The sequence below is a fragment of the Dysgonomonas termitidis genome, assembly GCF_054657735.1.
Genome location: NZ_BAAHYD010000003.1, coordinates 491954 through 510818, shown reverse-complemented (window position 1 = coordinate 510818; position 18865 = coordinate 491954). Strand labels below are relative to the sequence as shown.

At 39.7% G+C, this 18865-nt stretch carries 16 protein-coding genes; 13 read left to right on the top strand and 3 right to left on the bottom strand.

The window, feature by feature from the left end:
- The first annotated feature begins 211 nt into the window (after positions 1-211).
- The 4 genes from ACYQ3L_RS23355 (at position 212) to fabG (ending at position 5324) form a co-directional block, all read left to right on the top strand.
- Positions 212-1402, top strand: coding sequence for a glycoside hydrolase family 76 protein (locus ACYQ3L_RS23355; RefSeq protein WP_379998937.1), 1191 nt, complete (start codon positions 212-214; stop codon positions 1400-1402).
- Positions 1403-1503: 101 nt separating this feature from the next.
- Complete coding sequence (locus tag ACYQ3L_RS23350; protein ID WP_379998939.1) at positions 1504-3456, top strand: glycoside hydrolase family 97 protein; 1953 nt, start codon at positions 1504-1506, stop codon at positions 3454-3456.
- Between the two features lie 492 nt (positions 3457-3948).
- Positions 3949-4539 (top strand): TetR/AcrR family transcriptional regulator, encoded by a 591-nt coding sequence (locus ACYQ3L_RS23345; protein WP_006801063.1) that lies wholly within the window; start codon positions 3949-3951, stop codon positions 4537-4539.
- Between the two features lie 38 nt (positions 4540-4577).
- Positions 4578-5324: a 3-oxoacyl-[acyl-carrier-protein] reductase gene (gene fabG, locus ACYQ3L_RS23340; RefSeq protein ID WP_379998941.1), complete on the top strand. Its 747-nt coding sequence runs from the start codon at positions 4578-4580 to the stop codon at positions 5322-5324.
- Positions 5325-5380: 56 nt separating this feature from the next.
- On the opposite strand, the gene rlmH is transcribed toward fabG, so the two are convergent.
- Together rlmH and ACYQ3L_RS23330 are read right to left on the bottom strand one after the other, a co-directional pair.
- Positions 5381-5854: a 23S rRNA (pseudouridine(1915)-N(3))-methyltransferase RlmH gene (gene rlmH / locus ACYQ3L_RS23335; RefSeq protein WP_379998943.1), complete on the bottom strand. Its 474-nt coding sequence runs from the start codon at positions 5852-5854 to the stop codon at positions 5381-5383.
- Positions 5855-5886: 32 nt separating this feature from the next.
- Positions 5887-6726, bottom strand: a complete 840-nt coding sequence (locus tag ACYQ3L_RS23330; RefSeq protein ID WP_379998945.1) for a sugar phosphate isomerase/epimerase family protein — start codon at positions 6724-6726, stop codon at positions 5887-5889.
- 172 nt (positions 6727-6898) lie between these two features.
- On the opposite strand from ACYQ3L_RS23330, the gene ACYQ3L_RS23325 reads away from it, so the two are divergent.
- From ACYQ3L_RS23325 to ACYQ3L_RS23290, 8 genes are all read left to right on the top strand, one after another.
- Positions 6899-7765, top strand: coding sequence for a nucleoside phosphorylase (locus ACYQ3L_RS23325; protein ID WP_379998947.1), 867 nt, complete (start codon positions 6899-6901; stop codon positions 7763-7765).
- Positions 7765-8421 carry a SanA/YdcF family protein gene (locus ACYQ3L_RS23320; protein WP_379998949.1) on the top strand — a complete coding sequence of 219 codons (657 nt, stop codon included), beginning with the start codon at positions 7765-7767 and terminating at the stop codon, positions 8419-8421. The genes ACYQ3L_RS23325 and ACYQ3L_RS23320 overlap by 1 nt, the downstream gene beginning before the upstream one ends.
- A gap of 34 nt (positions 8422-8455) precedes the next feature.
- Positions 8456-9604: a porin gene (locus tag ACYQ3L_RS23315; protein WP_379998951.1), complete on the top strand. Its 1149-nt coding sequence runs from the start codon at positions 8456-8458 to the stop codon at positions 9602-9604.
- 331 nt (positions 9605-9935) lie between these two features.
- Positions 9936-10244 carry a hypothetical protein gene (locus ACYQ3L_RS23310; RefSeq protein WP_459952489.1) on the top strand — a complete coding sequence of 103 codons (309 nt, stop codon included), beginning with the start codon at positions 9936-9938 and terminating at the stop codon, positions 10242-10244.
- A 76-nt stretch (positions 10245-10320) separates the two neighbouring features.
- On the top strand, positions 10321-13485 hold the full coding sequence (locus ACYQ3L_RS23305; protein WP_379998955.1) for a SusC/RagA family TonB-linked outer membrane protein: 3165 nt from the start codon (positions 10321-10323) through the stop codon (positions 13483-13485).
- Between the two features lie 13 nt (positions 13486-13498).
- Positions 13499-15160: a SusD/RagB family nutrient-binding outer membrane lipoprotein gene (locus ACYQ3L_RS23300; protein ID WP_379998957.1), complete on the top strand. Its 1662-nt coding sequence runs from the start codon at positions 13499-13501 to the stop codon at positions 15158-15160.
- Positions 15161-15199: 39 nt separating this feature from the next.
- Positions 15200-15742: a hypothetical protein gene (locus ACYQ3L_RS23295; protein WP_379998959.1), complete on the top strand. Its 543-nt coding sequence runs from the start codon at positions 15200-15202 to the stop codon at positions 15740-15742.
- Positions 15743-16041: 299 nt separating this feature from the next.
- Positions 16042-17265, top strand: coding sequence for an IS4 family transposase (locus ACYQ3L_RS23290; protein ID WP_459952243.1), 1224 nt, complete (start codon positions 16042-16044; stop codon positions 17263-17265).
- A gap of 108 nt (positions 17266-17373) precedes the next feature.
- Here ACYQ3L_RS23290 and ACYQ3L_RS23285 read toward each other — a convergent pair whose 3' ends face one another.
- A complete protein-coding gene (locus ACYQ3L_RS23285) occupies positions 17374-17571 on the bottom strand; it encodes a hypothetical protein (protein ID WP_379994239.1) in 198 nt (65 codons plus the stop codon).
- Between the two features lie 343 nt (positions 17572-17914).
- On the opposite strand from ACYQ3L_RS23285, the gene ACYQ3L_RS23280 reads away from it, so the two are divergent.
- On the top strand, positions 17915-18835 hold the full coding sequence (locus ACYQ3L_RS23280; protein WP_379994240.1) for an EamA family transporter: 921 nt from the start codon (positions 17915-17917) through the stop codon (positions 18833-18835).
- Positions 18836-18865 lie beyond the last annotated feature (30 nt).

Here is an 18865-nt window from a genome sequence, read left to right as displayed (position 1 = left end):
CTTTAATCTTTAAATAAGATATTTGCCCATATACATCATTTTGCAAATAAGTGCTCTTAAATTAACGATTAATATTTAATACCTATATCCGGGCCGGTTTCGGTTTATTACTGCATTCGTTTCGCCCCGGTATAAAAACAAACAGATGTCATATCCACCGGGATGCCGGAGCTTATTCAATAAAATATTCAACAAAACAAAAATAAGGTAAATGAAAAGAACGTACATTTTTTTTAGTTTAATTATCAGCGTCTGCGCTTTTAGCAACTGTAGCAAAAAGGAAGTATCAAACACCGTATCTAATCAGGAAAGAGCGCAAATCACACTGGACTCTCTTTACCGGAACTATTCGGCTCCCAATACCAACCTGCTGCGGGAAAATTATCCGTTCGACGAAGCATACACTGCTACGTATCTGGCTTCATCAGAACAGGCCAATACACCTAATCAGTATTCTTACCTGTGGCCTTACTCGGGCACATTCTCTGCTGTCAATGCACTGTTTGAAGCCACAAAGGACAAAAAATACCAGCAAATACTGGATACAAAAGTGCTGCCGGGACTGGAAGAATATTTCGATCTGAAAAGAAATCCTCCGGGATACGCTTCATATATAAACGCAGCTCCGCAGTCCGACCGGTTCTATGATGATAATGTATGGCTGGGTATAGACTTTACGGACACTTATATGATGACCAACGAGAGTAAATACCTTGACAAGGCCAAACTGATCTGGACTTTTGTTGCCAGTGGTATCGACGACAAGCTGGATGGTGGTATCTATTGGTGCGAACAGAAAAAAGAATCCAAAAATACCTGTTCGAACGCCCCGGGTTCCGTCTTTGCTTTAAAACTGTTCGAAGCTACAAAAGACAGTACATATTTCCATTTAGGAAAAAACCTGTATGACTGGACAAAAAAACACTTACAGGATACATCAGATTATCTTTATTATGACAACATAGGGCTCAACGGCAAAATAGGCGAAGCCAAATATGCTTACAACAGCGGGCAGATGATGCAATCTGCGGCGCTCTTATATAAGTTTACAAAGGATGAAACATACCTCTCCGAAGCACAGAATATAGCCAGTTCGTGCTATAATCATTTCTTTAATGATTTCACCTCACCGGATGGCGAACAGTTCAAATTACTGAAAAAGGGTGATGTATGGTTTATAGCCGTTATGCTCAGAGGTTTTATAGAACTATATCATCTGGATAACAACAAGATATACATAGATACCTTCGACAAGAATCTGGACTATGCATGGACCCACACACGTGACGATAACGGACTTTTCAATACAGACTGGAGCGGGAAAAAGAAGGATGACAAAAAATGGTTGTTGACTCAGGCCGCCATGATTGAAATGTATGCGCGGATAGGAGCTATAAAATAATGAAGGATTAATAATTAAGAATGAAGAGTGGTGTGAGTGGCATGTAACTTATAATTCTTAATTTATAACTCAATAACACCCCTTATAATTTAACGACCAGAATGAAAAAAATTTTACTTGCGGTTTTATTCATGAATTGCTTAGCGTTGTGCCTTTACGCCCAGAAGCAAACAGAACTGTCGTCTCCGGACGGGGCACTGAAAGTGTCATTAAATATATCCGACAGGATATATTATGACATTTCGTGCAATAATGATGTATTATTAAAAAATAATTATCTGCAATTAAGCCTGAGGGACGGAATACTGGGACAAAACCCCAAATTATCGAAACAAAAACGGTCGCAGGTAAAATCGGAAAGCAAACCTGTTGTCCCATTGAAATTTTCAACGGTGAAAGACGAGTATAACCAGCTCCTGCTAACGTTCAAGGGAGATTACTCAGTTGAATTCCGTGCATACAATGATGGGATCGCTTACCGTTTTATCACAAATAAGAAAACGGAAGCAGAAGTATTGGGTGAAGACCTCGTTGTGAATTTCCCTGCCGGATACCTGCTGCATCTGCAACAACCGGGTAGTTTCAAAACTGCATATGAGGAACCATATACACACATCGAAAGCAAAGACTGGAAAGCCTCCGATAAGATGGCTGTACTACCGGTATTGATAGATACAAAAAAGCAATACAAAATACTTATCTCCGAATCCGACCTGTCCGACTATCCATGCTTGTTTCTTAAAGGCACAGGCACTAACGGTATGCAATCGGTATTCCCCAAAGTCCCCCTCGAATTTGGTGACGACGGTGACCGCAGCGTAAAATTGCTTAGAGAGGCCGATTATATAGCCAAAACTTCCGGAAAAAGGAATTACCCGTGGCGCTATTTTGTGATAACAAAAGACGATAAGCAACTGATAGAAAACACCATGACATATAATCTTGCTACCAAAAACCAATTGCAGGATATTTCATGGATAAAGCCCGGACAGGTAAGCTGGGAATGGTGGAACGATGCGTCGCCTTATGGCCCGGATGTAAATTTTGTAGCGGGCTACAACCTGGAAACATATAAGTATTATATAGATTTCGCCTCCAAATTCGGAATCCCTTATATTATTATGGATGAAGGCTGGGCAATGAGTACGCGCGACCCTTATACACCGAATCCGAAAGTAGATGTACATGAACTGATCCGCTACGGAAAAGAAAAGAATGTAGGGATTGTGCTCTGGCTTACATGGCTGGTTGTAGAAAACAATTTCGAAATATTCAGGACATTTCAGGAATGGGGCGTGAAAGGTGTGAAAATCGACTTTATGGACAGGAGCGATCAGTGGATGGTAAACTATTATGAAAGAGTGGCTAAAGAAGCCGCGAAGCACAACATCCTGGTCGACTTTCACGGTTCTTTCAAACCGGCAGGACTGGAATATAAATACCCGAATGTACTCTCTTATGAGGGTGTAAGAGGAATGGAACAGATGGGCGGTTGTACTCCCGACAACAGTGTTTACTTCCCGTTTATGCGTAATGCCGTAGGGCCTATGGATTATACGCCGGGGGCTATGATCAGCATGCAGCCAAATGTATATTGCGGACAAAGGCCGAATTCCGCCAGTATAGGAACACGCGCTTACCAACTGGCGCTATTTGTGATCTTCGAAAGCGGGCTGCAAATGTTAGCGGATAATCCTACTTTATATTACCGCAATGAAGATTGTACAAAGTTTATCACACAGGTGCCTACCACATGGGATGAAACTAAAGCTTTGGCTGCGCAGGTTGGGGAATATACCATTGTAGCTAAGCGTAAAGGAGATAAATGGTATATCGGAGGAATGACTAACAATAAAGAAACCTCCCGTGAGTTTGAACTGGACCTGAGCTTTCTCAACAATGGAAAAACATATACAATGACATCATTTGAGGATGGTATCAATGCCGGCAGGCAGGCAATGGACTACAGAAAAAAGAGCACTGGTGTGAAATCCGGGGATAAGATTAAGATCAATATGGCAAGAAACGGAGGTTTTGCTGCTGTAATAGAATAAGATTATAAAACAAAGGGCAGTTAATCTTTTATTATTTACGATAGATAACCTCAGGCCTCTGGCTTGAGGTTATTTATTTTATAAGAGATATGAGGCTGTTTGCATAAAACAGGGATTTCTTTATCTATACATTTGCCGGAGCTCTTTGAAAGATTGATTAAAGCAGTTACGAGTTACAAGTAAACAAGATACGAGATACAAGTTGTTCACTGAAAAAACTGTTACGTTTGTTACCTTTTTTAATAGTTACAAGTTACTTCGCCCTGCGGGCAGTTACGAGTTACAAGTTAGTTTACTGCTAACTGTTGACTGTTCACTGTTGATTGTTAACTGATATATCTGTTACTTTTGTTACCTTTTGCAATATAAGTGTCCAGATTCCGTTTTCTCGTATTTCTTAAGAAAAACTGATAAAAACATCTAAAATCTTATATATTCAATATTTTTATGCTAAATTTGCACACTTAGAATATTTGTGTGCAGTTTTAATATATGGCCATAAACAAAACCCGAAATATATTAATTGACGTAGCTCGTCAACTATTCGCAAAACTGGGTGTGGATAACACAACCATGAACGATATCGCTGTGGCTTCGCATAAGGGCCGCCGCACATTATATACATACTTCAACAACAAGAATGAAGTTTATCAGGCAGTTCTGGAAACCGAACTCGACCAGATGTACCACGCCCTGCAATCGGTAGCGAGCAAAAAACTTCCTGCCGACGAAAAGCTTCTCCTTTTCTTTTATACCCGGTTCGACGCGGTAAAGAACGTCGTAGTGAGAAACGGCACCTTAAAAGCCGACTTCTTCCGTGACATCTGGCGTGTGCAGAACGTACGCAAATCATTTGACATAAAGGAGATACAGGTACTCAATGACATACTGACCAAAGGAGTAGAAGAGGGCACCTTCGAAATGCCCGACACACAAGCCACTGCCGAAATACTTCACCATGCGCTCAAAGGCCTGGAAGTACCTTATATAAGAGGGCAGATAAGAGCAGAAAGTCTGAAAACGGAGTCTCAGCGTGAGAATATCGCCTATCTGATATTCGAAGGGATCAAAAAGAAGAAATGATTATCAACTGAATTTATATTTAATTTACATCTTAAATTATGAAATTACTTGAAGGTAAAACCGCTGTCATTACAGGTGCAGCCCGCGGCATAGGTAAAGCCATTGCCCTAAAATATGCAGAACAAGGTGCAAATGTTGCATTCACCGATTTAGCGATAGATGATAACGCAAAAGCCACTGAAGCGGAAATCGCCGCTTTCGGAGTAAAAGCTAAAGGATACGCTTCTAATGCCGCAAACTTCGAAGATACGCATAAAGTGGTAGAAGAAATAATGAAAGACTTTGGTCAGATCGACATCCTTGTAAACAACGCAGGTATTACCCGCGACGGCCTGATGATGCGTATGAGCGAGCAACAATGGGATATGGTTATCAATATCAACCTGAAATCGGCATTCAACTTCATCCATGCCATCACTCCTATCATGATGAAACAGAAAGGTGGCAGCATTATCAATATGAGCTCAGTTGTAGGTCTTTCCGGTAATGCAGGGCAGACAAACTACTCCGCATCCAAAGCCGGTATGATCGGATTGGCCAAATCGATAGCTAAAGAGGTTGGCTCAAGAGGTATCCGTGCCAACTGTATCTGTCCGGGATTCATCATTACAGAGATGACAGGCGTATTGTCTGACGAAGTAAAACAAAAATGGGCGGAACAAATTCCGTTGCGTCGCGGCGGTACTCCGGAGGATGTGGCTAATGTAGCTGTATTCTTAGGTTCTGACCTTTCTTCGTATGTTAGCGGACAGGCTATTCCTGTTTGCGGCGGTATGAATATGTAAGATTTATATCTATATAAGGAGACGGGTTCAACTTATAGCTGAACCCGTTCTTAATTTCATTCATGGTGATATGGCTCATTATTCAGAATTGTCATAGCTCTGTATAGCTGCTCCACAAATATCAGGCGCACCATCTGATGCGAAAAAGTCATACGCGAAAGGGTCAGCTTTTCATTCGCCTTATCATACACATTCTGCGAAAAGCCATAAGGGCCGCCAATGAGAAAGACAAGACGTCTGGCCACTGTATGTGTCTTCTTCTCAATATAGGCTGCGAATTGCACGGACGTGTATTCTTTCCCCTTATCGTCCAGTAAGACCAGATAGTCACCCGCTTGCAGGTTCCTGAGGATAAGCTCGCCTTCTTTTTCTTTTTGCTGACCGGCAGTAAGGCTCTTCGTATTCTTTATATCAGGGATAACCTGAATTTCGAAAGGAATATAATGCTCGAGCCGCTTCTGATATTCACTCACTGCATCGATGAAATATCCGGCATCAGTTTTGCCTATGACAAGAAGGGTAATTTTCATTAGAATAATTTTAGCCTGCAAAAATAAGGTTTTTACCTGGTCGCATCTATCACTCCCCTGAAATATCCGATAGATTCGGCTATCCCCGCCAAAGGAGTTTTCATATTACGCTCGTATTCCAGACTACAAGCCCCGTCGTATCTTACTTCGCGAAGCATGCGCACAAATGCAGGAATATCTATGATACCACGCCCGATCTCCCCTGTTTTACCTTCTTTGCTGGCTGCAGTTGTATTTTTCATATGAATATCAAACACACGGTCTTTATACCTTTTCAGATCGGCAACAGGATCTTGTCCGTCACGGGCGTCGTGACCAATATCGAGGCACATACCAATACGCGGGTCCAGATCTTTCACATTCTCGTATATATCCGTAGCATTCGGGTATAGCTTGATATCAGGACCATGCAGGTGAATGGCATACTTGAAGCCGTACTCTTTCACCTTTTGGTCTACATAGGGCAATACCTCGAGATCAGGAACACCAACGATTAACTTCACCCCTACCCGTTTGGCATAATCGAAAGCGCGGTCTACTTCCTCCTTTGTTTTCATATAGATAGGCCCAACGGCATATCCGGTGACATTATGAGCTGCAAGTTTTGCATGAAAAGCTGCAATCTCCTCATCGGTACTGGTTAGGGGCAGATGAAAGTCTTTAATGCACAGATAATGGACATCTACTTCCTGCATCATCTTCAATGTCTCATCTAAGTTGAAGTTAACAAAAGTATAACCCGCAATGGCAACTTTAAACAGTTCTCCGTCATCCCTGAAGTTCCTTTCCGGTTCTTTTGCATACAGGCCGCTACCGGAAAGAAGTATGCAGCTGCAAATAATTGATAAAAATACGCTTAGTTTTCTTTTCATGGTTATTATCATTTAACATTAAATTTATCTATAAGGAAAGAATAACCCGTCAGTATTTTACAAAGTTAAAAATAAAATCAGATTTGTATGTCTTTTACTTTATATCGTTTACAATCTCCCCGATGGACAAAATTCCATATCTTTGCATTTCGAAATACTAAATAGAAATACTATGCGAATAATACCTGATTCCGAATTGATTATCAATACTGATGGCAGTATATTCCATCTGCATATAAAACCGGAGCAACTGTCGGATAAAATAATAATGATGGGCGACCCTGAAAGAGTTACACTCACCGCTTCGTTTTTTGATAACATAGAATGCAATATACAAAGCCGTGAGTTTCATACTATCACCGGGACTTACAAAGGTAAACGCATAACAGCCATATCACACGGCATTGGGCCTGATAATATTGATATTGTCCTCACGGAACTGGATGCCTTAGCCAATGTGGACTTCAATAGCCGGGAAGTAAAAAAAGACTTCAAGCAACTGACGATGGTGCGGGTAGGAACATCGGGCGGATTGCAACCACACTGCCCGATAGGTTCATATGTAGTAGCAGCCAAATCGATAGGATTCGACGGCGTGCTAAACTATTATGACGGACGAAACAGCATTACTCTGAACGACTTTGAAGCGGCATTCAAAGAACATGTAGGCTGGAACCCTCAGCATTGTGCGCCCTATGTAGTCAAAGCTGATGAGAGTCTTGTGGAACAAATCGGATATGACATGATAAAAGGTGTAACTATTTCCGCCATCGGCTTTTATGGCCCGCAGGGGCGGTATGTACGCATACCTTTGGCAAATCCTGATCTGAATAGCAAGATAGAGACATTCCGGTTTGGAGAAGATATGATAACCAATTATGAGATGGAGAGTGCCCCACTCGCTGGATTGGGACGATTGATGGGACATCGTGCCATGACTGTGTGTACCATTATCGCCAATCGCCTTGCCGGAGAATCAAACGCGAATTACAAAGGTTCAATTGAAGATTTAATTAAAAAAGTACTAGACCGCATTTAATGAAGCCTTACACGAAAAAGAAATTAACCAAAGTTTTGTTGATAATACTTATTCATCTGATAATTATTGGATTGGCTGTTCTTTTTGCTAACTGGAAAATCCCCCATGACACCAAAGATTATGTCTACAATAACACAGACAGCATTCCCGCACAAAAAACCGCATTGGTATTGGGGGCGGCCAGGTATATAGGAGGCCGCCAAAATTTATATTTCACATACCGTATCCAGGCAGCCAAAGAATTATACGATGCCGGAAAGGTAAAGGCTTTTGTTGTGAGTGGAGATAACAGCACAAAAGACTACAATGAAGCCCAGGATATGTATGACGCTTTAGTTGAGGCCGGAGTACCCGGAGATATTATATACATGGACTATGCCGGACTGCGCACACTCGACTCGGTGGTGAGGATGAGCGAAATATTCGGACAAAAATCTTTTATTATCGTGTCCCAGAAGTTTCATAACGAGAGAGCCGTATTCCTGGCTCAATATTACGGATTGGAGGCATATGGGTATAACGCGAAGGATATTGATCTGAATCGCTTTTCGTACCGGACAAAAATAAGGGAACTATTCGCACGGGTGAAAGTCTTTGTCGATATCATTACAGGTAAAGGGCCAAAACATCTTGGAGAACCTATAAACATCAATTAATTTATATAAACAATAAAACCATTCAAAAGACTTTATGAAGAAACTTCTACTCGCACTCTCTTTATTTACAGCATGCTCTTTGGCCTACTCGCAAGATCCGAACAGAGAACTTCTAAAAAAATTAGTAGAAAAGAATATACTTACACAGGATGAGGCTGATTCGCTGAGGGCATCATCAAATAAGGATAGTCAGAATAATTCATTTACCCAGTCTGTAGAAAAAATAAGACAAGCATTTAACACGCCATATATGCAATTCGGGGGATACGGTTTATTGCTGTATAAGTATAGCGATGTAAACAAGGTAAAGCATGATTTGAGCACCAGAGTTGTCTTTTTACATATGCAAGGGCAGATATTTAAAGATTTCAAATACTTTGCGATGATGGAATTTGTAAATCCTACGTTAACAGAATATTATGTCGACTGGACTCCCTCAGGTAGTTTTAACCTCAGGGTAGGGCAAATGAAAACACCTTTTTCCCTCGAAAATCAATTCTCTCTTACTGCTTTGGAGTCGATCACCAATACCCGTTCTGTCTCAGCACTTGCAGGTATGGGAGATGATGTTTTAAAATTACAAAACAATAAGAATAACGCCGGGCGCGACATGGGTATAAAGATATCCGGAAACCTCATCAATAAGGGTACTCATCATCTTCTCGAATATGGACTGGGAATATATCAGGGGACAGGCCTCGTTACCAGTGAAACAAATAATTCGAAGGATTTTACAGCCAATATTATGCTACAACCTGTAAAAGGATTCCGCATAGGCGGTGGCGGGTATTTTGGCGAGGCTACTTACAGAAAGACCGGAGAAAGCGAGCAAGAAGACCATGTGCGGAACCGTTGGATTATCAGTTCAGATTATAAAAACAACAGGTTATATGCACGCGCAGAATGGATAAAGGCCAACGATGGCGGTATAGCCAAGGAGGGTATTCATGGCGTGGGATTATGGTATTTCATTCCGGAGAAGCTCAACGCATTCGCAAAGATCGATTATCTGAATCAGAATAAGAATATAAATAGCGAAGTGATGGATTATACCTTAGGGGTAAATTATTACTTCTATAAATCGTGCCGTTTCCAACTGAACTACACCTATTCCGACTACTCAAATAAGTGGGACGCACCAAATTCGAATATTGTTCTGGGACAAATGCAGATCGTATTTTAAAATTGGCGGGCGAGAAAGTCAAAAAAAAGATCATAAATCATAATAAACAGCAATAAATAAGAGTGGTAACTAAAAGAAGCTATACACCGATAGCCTGCCGGAAATATGAGAGTAAAAATAATTGATAAGGATTCATTATTCTCAATTTTTCATTTATTTATTGTTTAATTTGTAAAAAGATAACACTTATTTACGCTAGCGTTAAAATATTTTAATATATTTGTCATATTAAACCAAAAACGAATTATCTGGAGTAGAGACTAACCATATGATTAGCTGTGCCTAATCTCTTTTTCTCAAAATGGTAATAACAAGATGAACTTCTGTTAATATGGCCCTAAAGTATCAAATCAACAAAAAAGTATCAAATTTATCTTTCATTCTTTCGGTTGAAAATTTGGAGGTTAGCTCTATTTTATTAGAGAGAGAGAGAGAGAGAGAGAGAGAGAGAGAGAGAGAGAGAGAGAGAGAGAGAGAGAGAGAGAGAGAGAGAGAGAACATATTAACAAAAAAAAATCAGAAAAGCAACAGATCGGATATAACAAGAAATATCTATCTGCCATTTTATTATAAAAAATCTTCTTTTGGAAACAAATTGATTTCCAGAAGAAGATTTTTGTGTGTTTACACAAAAATATAATTAAGCTGAGAGAAATGTTTCCAAATAAAATGTCGAGTTGATATAAAATAATATTTAGCTATTAATTACAATTATTATGAAGAAAAGAGTGGTGTTAATTTTATCCTGCTTATTGCTAAGCGTCGGATTTATAGTAGCACAAACAACGAGGATTTCCGGTACTGTGGTAGACAGTAATGGAGAACCCGTTATTAGTGCTTCAGTTGTAGTGAAAGGGACTACTGTTGGAACAATAACTGATCTGGATGGTAAGTTTTCCATTAATGTACCTGATGGAAAAAATACACTGGTATTCACATTGGTGGGAATGAAAACAGTAGAAGCAAAACCATCTCAGAACATGAGAGTGGTAATGGAGAATGACGATAAAGTATTAGAAGAAGTCGTTGTTACAGCCATGGGTATCAGCAGGTCGGACAAAGCTTTAGGCTATGCAGTTGCTAAAGTTGATCCGAGTAATGCTGTCCAAAAAGCAGAACCCGATTTATTCCGTTCGTTGAACGGGAAAATCCCGGGAGTACAGATAAGTTCATCGTCATCTGTTGCAGGTAGTGGTACAAAGGTGTCTATCCGTGGTAATTCTTCTATGTACGGAAGCAATGATCCTCTTTATATAGTGGATGGTATTCCTTACAGTAATACTGAAGTTACCACCGGCAACAGACTAACTTCTGCAGGTGCTTATGGAACGGGGATCTCTACCTTAGACCCGAATGACATTGAGAGCATGAGTGTTCTTAAAGGTGCGGCATCAGCGGCACTGTATGGTTCACGCGCTGCAAACGGGGTAATATTGATTACAACAAAATCGGGTGCCAAAAGGAAACGTCAGTCCCAGAAAGGAACTGAAGTAACTATATCATCGTCATATGCATGGGAAACGGTCGCTTCTCTGCCTGATTACCAAAATACATACGGCCCGGGATCGGATTTCTTGTACTCAAATGCCAATGGTTCATGGGGACCAGCTTTCTCCGACTTGGAAACGTTCCCTACATGGAGCAACTACCTAGCAGCCTACCCGGAATTAGGGGCGACACAGGAGTATAAAGCTTATCCTAATAACGTAAAGAATTTATTCCGCACAGGTGGCCTATTAGACCTTTCCGCGAACATTGTAAGTTACAATGACAAAGGGAATTTCAATCTGACCGTATCCCGTGCTGACCAGGATGGATATATCCCTCACTCTGAATTTGAACGGACGTCATTCAGTGCAGGAGGAAATCAAAAACTTGATAATGGTATCCGTGTAGGAGGGACATTATCTTATAGCCGCACTATTCAGAATGGACCATTCTTTGGGGCGGGAAGTTATACCGGATCGGCTAGTTCATTTGCCCGGACGTTGCTTCTGCCACGAAACTTCGATACTTCCTTGCCTTATGAAAACCCGCTTACCGGAGCTAATTTATTCCCGCTTAGCGGAGTTGACAATCCACTTTGGTCATGGAAATACAACACAATAAATTCGGTAAATGACCGTACTGTAGCAACAGTAAATACCGGATATGAATTCACCAAATGGCTATCATTCGATTATACATTCGGATGGAATCAATATGAACTGGAAAGAAGGCAAGTTATTAATATCGGCTCTGCTGCAAGTTCAGGAAGAGGATATATATTGAAAGATAATTATAAGTCACAGGAACTGGAATCGATCTTTGTACTTACTTTCAACAAAGACTTTGGAACGGATTATAACCTCAAAGCTGTATTGGGACACAATGTGAATCAACGCACCACAAGAAGAACCACAGTAGACGGTACCAGAATGATATACAAAGGCATCGACAATCTGGATAACGCATTGACACAAACAGCAACAGAAAACTATACAAGAAGACGACTATGGGCTATGTTCGCCGATGTGACATTTGGTTATAAAAATTATCTTTACCTGAATGCAACAATGCGTAACGACCATTCGTCCACATTGCCAAAGGATAATAACAGTTATTATTATCCGGCTTTTACAGGCTCCTTTATATTTACCGAAGCCTTCGACATAAAACCCGAGATACTTAGTTTCGGTAAACTGCGCCTTGGTTGGGGACAGGTAGGTAATGACGCATCTCCTTATTATAAAAACGGAACATACCTCAAGGCCTCGCCTTTCGACGATCGTCCGCTTATGTTATATCCGACAGCTATCTATGATGAGAAGCTAAAACCGGAGTTTACTACTGAGTTTGAAGTCGGTACGGAACTGAAGTTCTTTAACAACCGTGTAGGAATCGATTTTGCATGGTATACCAGGACAATCAAAGATATGATTGCACCTATCAGTTACCCTCGTTCGACAGGCTTGATCGAATATTATACAAACTTTGGTAAAATAAACAACAAAGGAGTAGAAATAGGACTTTCGGCGACGCCAATCGAACTACGAAACTCTCTTAAATGGGATATTTTTGCAACGTTTACTCATAATAAGAGTAAAGTCGTTTCTTTGACGGATGGTATGGAACGCGTTACATTGTCGACCGGATCAACCAGCGAACCACAACCTACCATGCAGGCAGGTTCCCCTTATGGTATTCTTCGCGGAACTAAAATTGCCCGTGACGAAGAAGGTAATCCATTAATAAATCCTGCTACCGGAGGTTATATGGTTGATACCGAATTAGGTGAATTAGGTGATCCTAACCCCGACTTTAAATCAGCTATTACAAATACGATATCATATAAAGGAGTTACATTCAGCTTTATGTTCGATATGAGTGTAGGTGGGGTTATCGTATCAGGTCCGGTTAGCGATATGTTAGGCCGGGGTGTAACCAAATACAATGAAGACCGCTTAGGAACCCGTATTCTACCAGGCGTCCTGGCTAACCCGAATACGCGCAAGCCATATCTGGATGAAAACGGTAATAAGATACCGAATACTGTACAAATCAATGAGAATAATATGTGGTTTGCATCATCAAGTGTCAGCCCTACATTCGCAATGAACGGTGTACATGAATTCAGCACTTTCGACGCTACAGTTTTCCACCTGAGTGAGATCTCTTTAGGTTATGAAATTCCAAAAAACTGGTTAAGGAAAACATTCATTGGTTCAGCCAGCTTTTCTGTAATTGCAAGAAACTTATGGCATTATGCTCCGGGATTCCCGAAATATATGAACTATGATCCGGGATCAAACTCTTTTGGTGTTGGAAATGTACAGGGAATCGACAGAGAAACAGCCCCTACTACACGAAGAATAGGATTGAACCTGAAATTAACTTTCTAAAAAATTAGAGAAAATGAAAAATAGAATAAAATTCTTATTAATAATATTCGCCCTTCTTTTCGTTACATCATGTACCAAAGACTGGTTGGATATCAATGATAATCCGAATAGCCCCACTACCCCGGAGCTTTCAAAAATGTTGTCAGGTAGCCAAAGATATATGACTAATGCACTTGGACAAGGAAACTTTATCGGTAATAGTTTATCTTCTTATACTCATCATTTAGTATCACGCGAGGTACAAAATTATGGCATGTCTCCAACAGCAAATAATATCTATAATTCATGGAATTATTTCTACAATTATTCACTCGCTGACTTTGATGCTATTATTAAACTTGCCGAACCAGATGGTAATTTGATTTATGCAGGTATTGCAAAAATATTGAAAGCCTATACAATTTCAATGATGACTGATCTTTGGGGCGACGTTCCTTATTCTGAATTCAATATATTTGAAATAAAAGCGCCTAAAGTTGATAAAAGTGATTTCATATATAATTCTGCAATTGATTTATTGGAAAAAGGAATTGCTGATATACAAAACACGAACGCTGCCAATGCCTATGCTCCGGCAAGCGATGATTTCTTCTATAATGGAAATAAAGACAAATGGGTTCGTTTGGCTAATACCATCAAACTAAAGTTGCTATTACAAACACGGAATGCAAAATCCGATATTACTGATTGGCAAAAAAAATTATCAGATTTGGCAACAGCAAATAAATTTATAGGTTCCGGAGAAGATTTTCAATTCTGGTACACTTCGAAAACCAGTCCTGATGAACGCCATCCTGCTTTTGTCGCTGAATATGCCAATAGAGGTACAACATACTATATTAGCCCCTACTTCTATGAAATGATGAAGGGCCTGACTTATAATAATACCAAAAATCCGTTTGCAGGAATTGTTGACCCGCGAGTTCCGTATTATTTCTATAATCAGTTAAAAACAGGTCAGAATGCACAGAACAATCACTCATATCGTGAAGGTAATTTCCTTTCCATCTTCTTTGCAGACAATAGTTCTAATAACTCCGGCGATCAGTCCAGCTCGATGAGTAAGATCGGCATCTATCCTTGTGGCGGAAAATTTGATGACGGTAATGGCGGCGCAGTTTCTGCAACTACCGGAAATGGTGCTGCTCCTGTTAAATTCATTACATACCATTCACTTAAATTCATATTGGCAGAACTTGTACTTACCGGAGAGATAGCCGGAGATGCAAAAAAACTGCTTAAGGAAGGAATAGACGCTTCTATTGCGCATGTGAATACAGTAGCAGCAATGCAAAATGCTCCTTCAATAACGGCTACTGACAGAGATGCTTTTACAACTGCAGTACTTAGCAAATATGATGCAGCCTCTGACGCAGGAAAACTGGAAATCATCATGAGCCAGAAATGGATAGGAAACTTCTTTTCTCCGATAGATGCTTATACGGATTATCGCAGGACAGGTTATCCGGGATTATTCAATCCGGCCAATACGGCAGATCCGGAATATGGTGTAAATCCTACTGTTACAACTAACTCTCCGGCACGGGTACCGATTAGCTTGCTTACATCTTTTCCCAGATCTTTGTATTATCCCGCAACTACAGAAGTAGATCTCAATCCGAACATAAAGCAAAAAACAGATGTGTCGGTTAAATTTATATTCTGGGATAAATAAGACAAAGCGATTGATACATAATTTAAAGTTAAAAGAAACATGAAAAAAATATATTTGTATATCATAGCAGCGATCTCATTTTGTTTGGTTGCTGCAGGTTGTGACAAAGATTTGCCGTTCCCGATAGATGAAGTAACAAGAGGGGTGGTCATAGATATTGTTAAGACCAATGGAAGTGACAACACCCTCATAAATGGGAAAACAACCGGAAACTATCAGGTAGACGTGGCTATCCCTACTCAACAAGGTGATTATTCGATGATGGATCGCGCGCAATTGCTGGCAGTGCTGAATGACGGTACAAAGACAACCAGTCAGGTTGCTGTGGATATTATTACTAGTTTTCCATCAACAATTACCATTAATATTGCCGATGTGTATAGTAAATTCGGAAAGACAGCTCCGGCTCTTGGCCAAACATTGACTTTTACGCTGAATGTTGTTTTAAAAAGCGGAGAAGTAATTCCGGGTTGGAACCAGTATACAGGAGTCTATAACAATCAGGCTTTTGCGGGTTGGCAGATGGGTAGCAGAAAGCTCTCTTATCGTGTGCAATATTCCGTTACAAATGCTACTCCTTGATAAATAACAATTGCATAATATTGAATAGCCCCAATCCCTCCTAATATCGGAGAAGGGGCTATTTAAATATCGAGAATGAAATAGGGGACGGGATACACCCCTTATAATGTTGCATCCAATTCATACAAACACTTTTTAATGCAGGGATGCATCAAATCTAAAAGAGACCGGGCCCGGCAGGAGTGGTCGGAAGAAATATCTTCCGACTATTTTTTTATATAATCATTTGATATTAAGCTGATTATGTTTGTTTTTATCACATAGTTTTATTATCTTTAAGTATTGATAATCATATATTTATGGCAATATTTAAAGATCATAGGATTGGAATAAATCAACTATTGGGAGTTATTCCAGAGGCACTTTTAAGTCATTTATCCGAAAATACAAAAGTTGACTATTATTCAAAAGTTCTGCATGGCAAGAAATTGTTTTACCTTTTGATGTATAGCATTTTAGAGAATGACAGATTAAGTCAGCGAACCTTAGAGGATACCTTTAATGATCCAGTCTTCAAGATGCTTTTTAACTTAGACAAATCAGAGAGTGTTCGCCGAAGTTCCATATCAGAACGGCTTTCTAAGATTGATGCGGACTTCTTCAAACAAATATATGAATGTATTTATGAACAATTCTCAGCAGCCTATTCATCGACAGAAAAAGAGGAATATAATCTGATACGAGTTGATTCTTCAATGGTAAGTGAAGCTTGTAGCAAACTCTTAGAAGAAGGTATTGACCATAAAAACGGAAAGAAGTCAGTTAAGTATAGCATTGCTTTTGATGGCATTTTACCTTGTGATGTTAAGATATTTACAGACTCCAAATACTCTGGCGAAGAAACAGCTTTACCTGAGGTTATAAGAAGTCATGTGAAACAAGAAACCGGACATCACAATATTTACATTTTGGACAGAGGATTGCAGTCAGCTAGAACCATGAAAGATTTTTCCGGAGAATCTATCCCTTTTATAATAAGAGCAAAAGAGAATCGAAAACATGTTGAACTAAAATCCTTGAAAAGCGATGATATTGATCTAGACTTGGGTAGTTTGATGCTTTTGAAAGATAGTGAAGTTTATTTATATACCGGTAAGCCTATTAATAATAAACGAGGTAATATCCATTACAAAGAAGAGCTGGTAGAAGTACCTTTTCGCTTAATTGTAGCACAAAGCAAAGATGATCCTGATAAAGAATTTTGGTTTATCACCAATGTGCTTAACTTATCAGCCAAAGATATTACGGACGCTTACAGGCGAAGGTGGGATATCGAAGTATTCTTCCGATTTATAAAGCAGGAACTAAATGTGAGTACTCTTGTGTCACTCAATAAAAATGGAATAAAAGTTATCCTATATATGACTTTGATTGTGGCTATACTTATCTTGATATATAAACAGGCTAATAAACTTGGATATAAAACTGCTAAAAGAAGATTTTCCATGGAATTGAGAAACCTGATTATATCTATGATTGTTGTGCAGTGTGGTGGTGATCCTTCTATTTTCTTCAAAACGTAGAAAACAAAAAGTGATCGGAATTTCTTCCGACCACTCCTGCCGGGCCCGGTCTCTTTTTTTGATATGATCTATAATGTCTTATCTGATAATAAAAATGCCAGCATAAAATCATTTATAATCCGGCTCAAGGATACCATAGGAAACGATCTTCTGGTACCCTTCGGGCAGATTATCTACAATGATCCCATCTTTACGACAAAATGACAAAGATTTATCACTCTCTTCCACGGCTTTGAATATTATACTGAAACCGCTTTCATATACTGCGGAATACCAATTATTCTTTATAAAGTCTACACTGTCCATGATCTGATTTATATAATGCATGCAAAAGTAGGCCAATCATATTTTAGGTTCAAAAATTCAATAAGAGAGTTATGAACATATAGTGTTAAAGCCTGAATATATGTTCGGATTAAAATGAACCCGCCATAGCTCATAGCCTTTCAACAAGGTTACTTTTTGCATATTTTGTCCTGAAAAATAAATTTTGTAATTTTGCAGTACCAACCCGTATATGATATCCCTATCCGATATCATATACGAACGATAAAACAAATGGAGGGGGTATCCGCAAAAGGGTACTCCTTTTTTGTGTGCTTTCTTCCGGAGATGAATATGTCGGACATAGCTGTAAATTACTAAAATTATGAATGAGAGAATAAAAGGCGGATTATTAGTATTCATGGGAGCAGCCAGCTTTGGGCTCTTATCCACTATCGTAAAATTTGCTTATACCAATGGATATACCTTAAGAGAAATTACAGGTACACAATCTTTTTCGGGCATGATTATCTTGTGGTTGTTATACCTGGCTACCAGATCGTTTAAGAAACAGAAAAAATCGGAAGAGACAGATGTATCACAACCTACAACCAGTTGGTGGAAAATTGCTTTAGCCGGAACTTTTACCGGTCTGGTAGGGATATTCTATTATCAGTGCGTTAAACTGCTGCCCGCTTCTGTCGCTATTATTTTATTGATGCAATATTTGTGGATAAGTATACTGATAGAGGCTGTTGTATTCAAGAAAAAGCCAAGCAAAAAGCAACTGTTGCTACTTGGTGTTGTCCTGGCTGGTACGCTTCTGGCAGGCGGAATATTCAGTCAGGAGATAATTCTCAATCCGAAAGGCATTATTTTCGGTCTGTTTGCAGCCACTTGTTATGCTATATTCCTGATGACCAGCGGACGTATAGGTAATGATCTCCCCGTATTGAAAAAGAGCGCGTTGATGATCACCGGATCATGTACTGTCACATGGATTATCTTCCCTCCCGTGTTTTTCTTCAATGGTGTATTTTGGGGAGGATTGGCCCTTTGGGGATTAATTTTGGCTCTGTTAGGTACTGTTATTCCTCCTCTTCTTTTCTCGATGGGTATACCGCGAGTCGGCGTTTCCATCGGAGCTATACTTAGCGCTGTAGAACTGCCTGTCGCAGTCCTGTCTTCGGCATTTATACTGCACGAATTCGTAGATACCATGCGATGGATCGGGGTAATCCTTATATTGACAGCTATTATAGCCACTAATCTCAGGACAAAAGAGATTCGAATAAATAATAAATAGAAGAAACGGTTCAACTATCGGATATTTTGT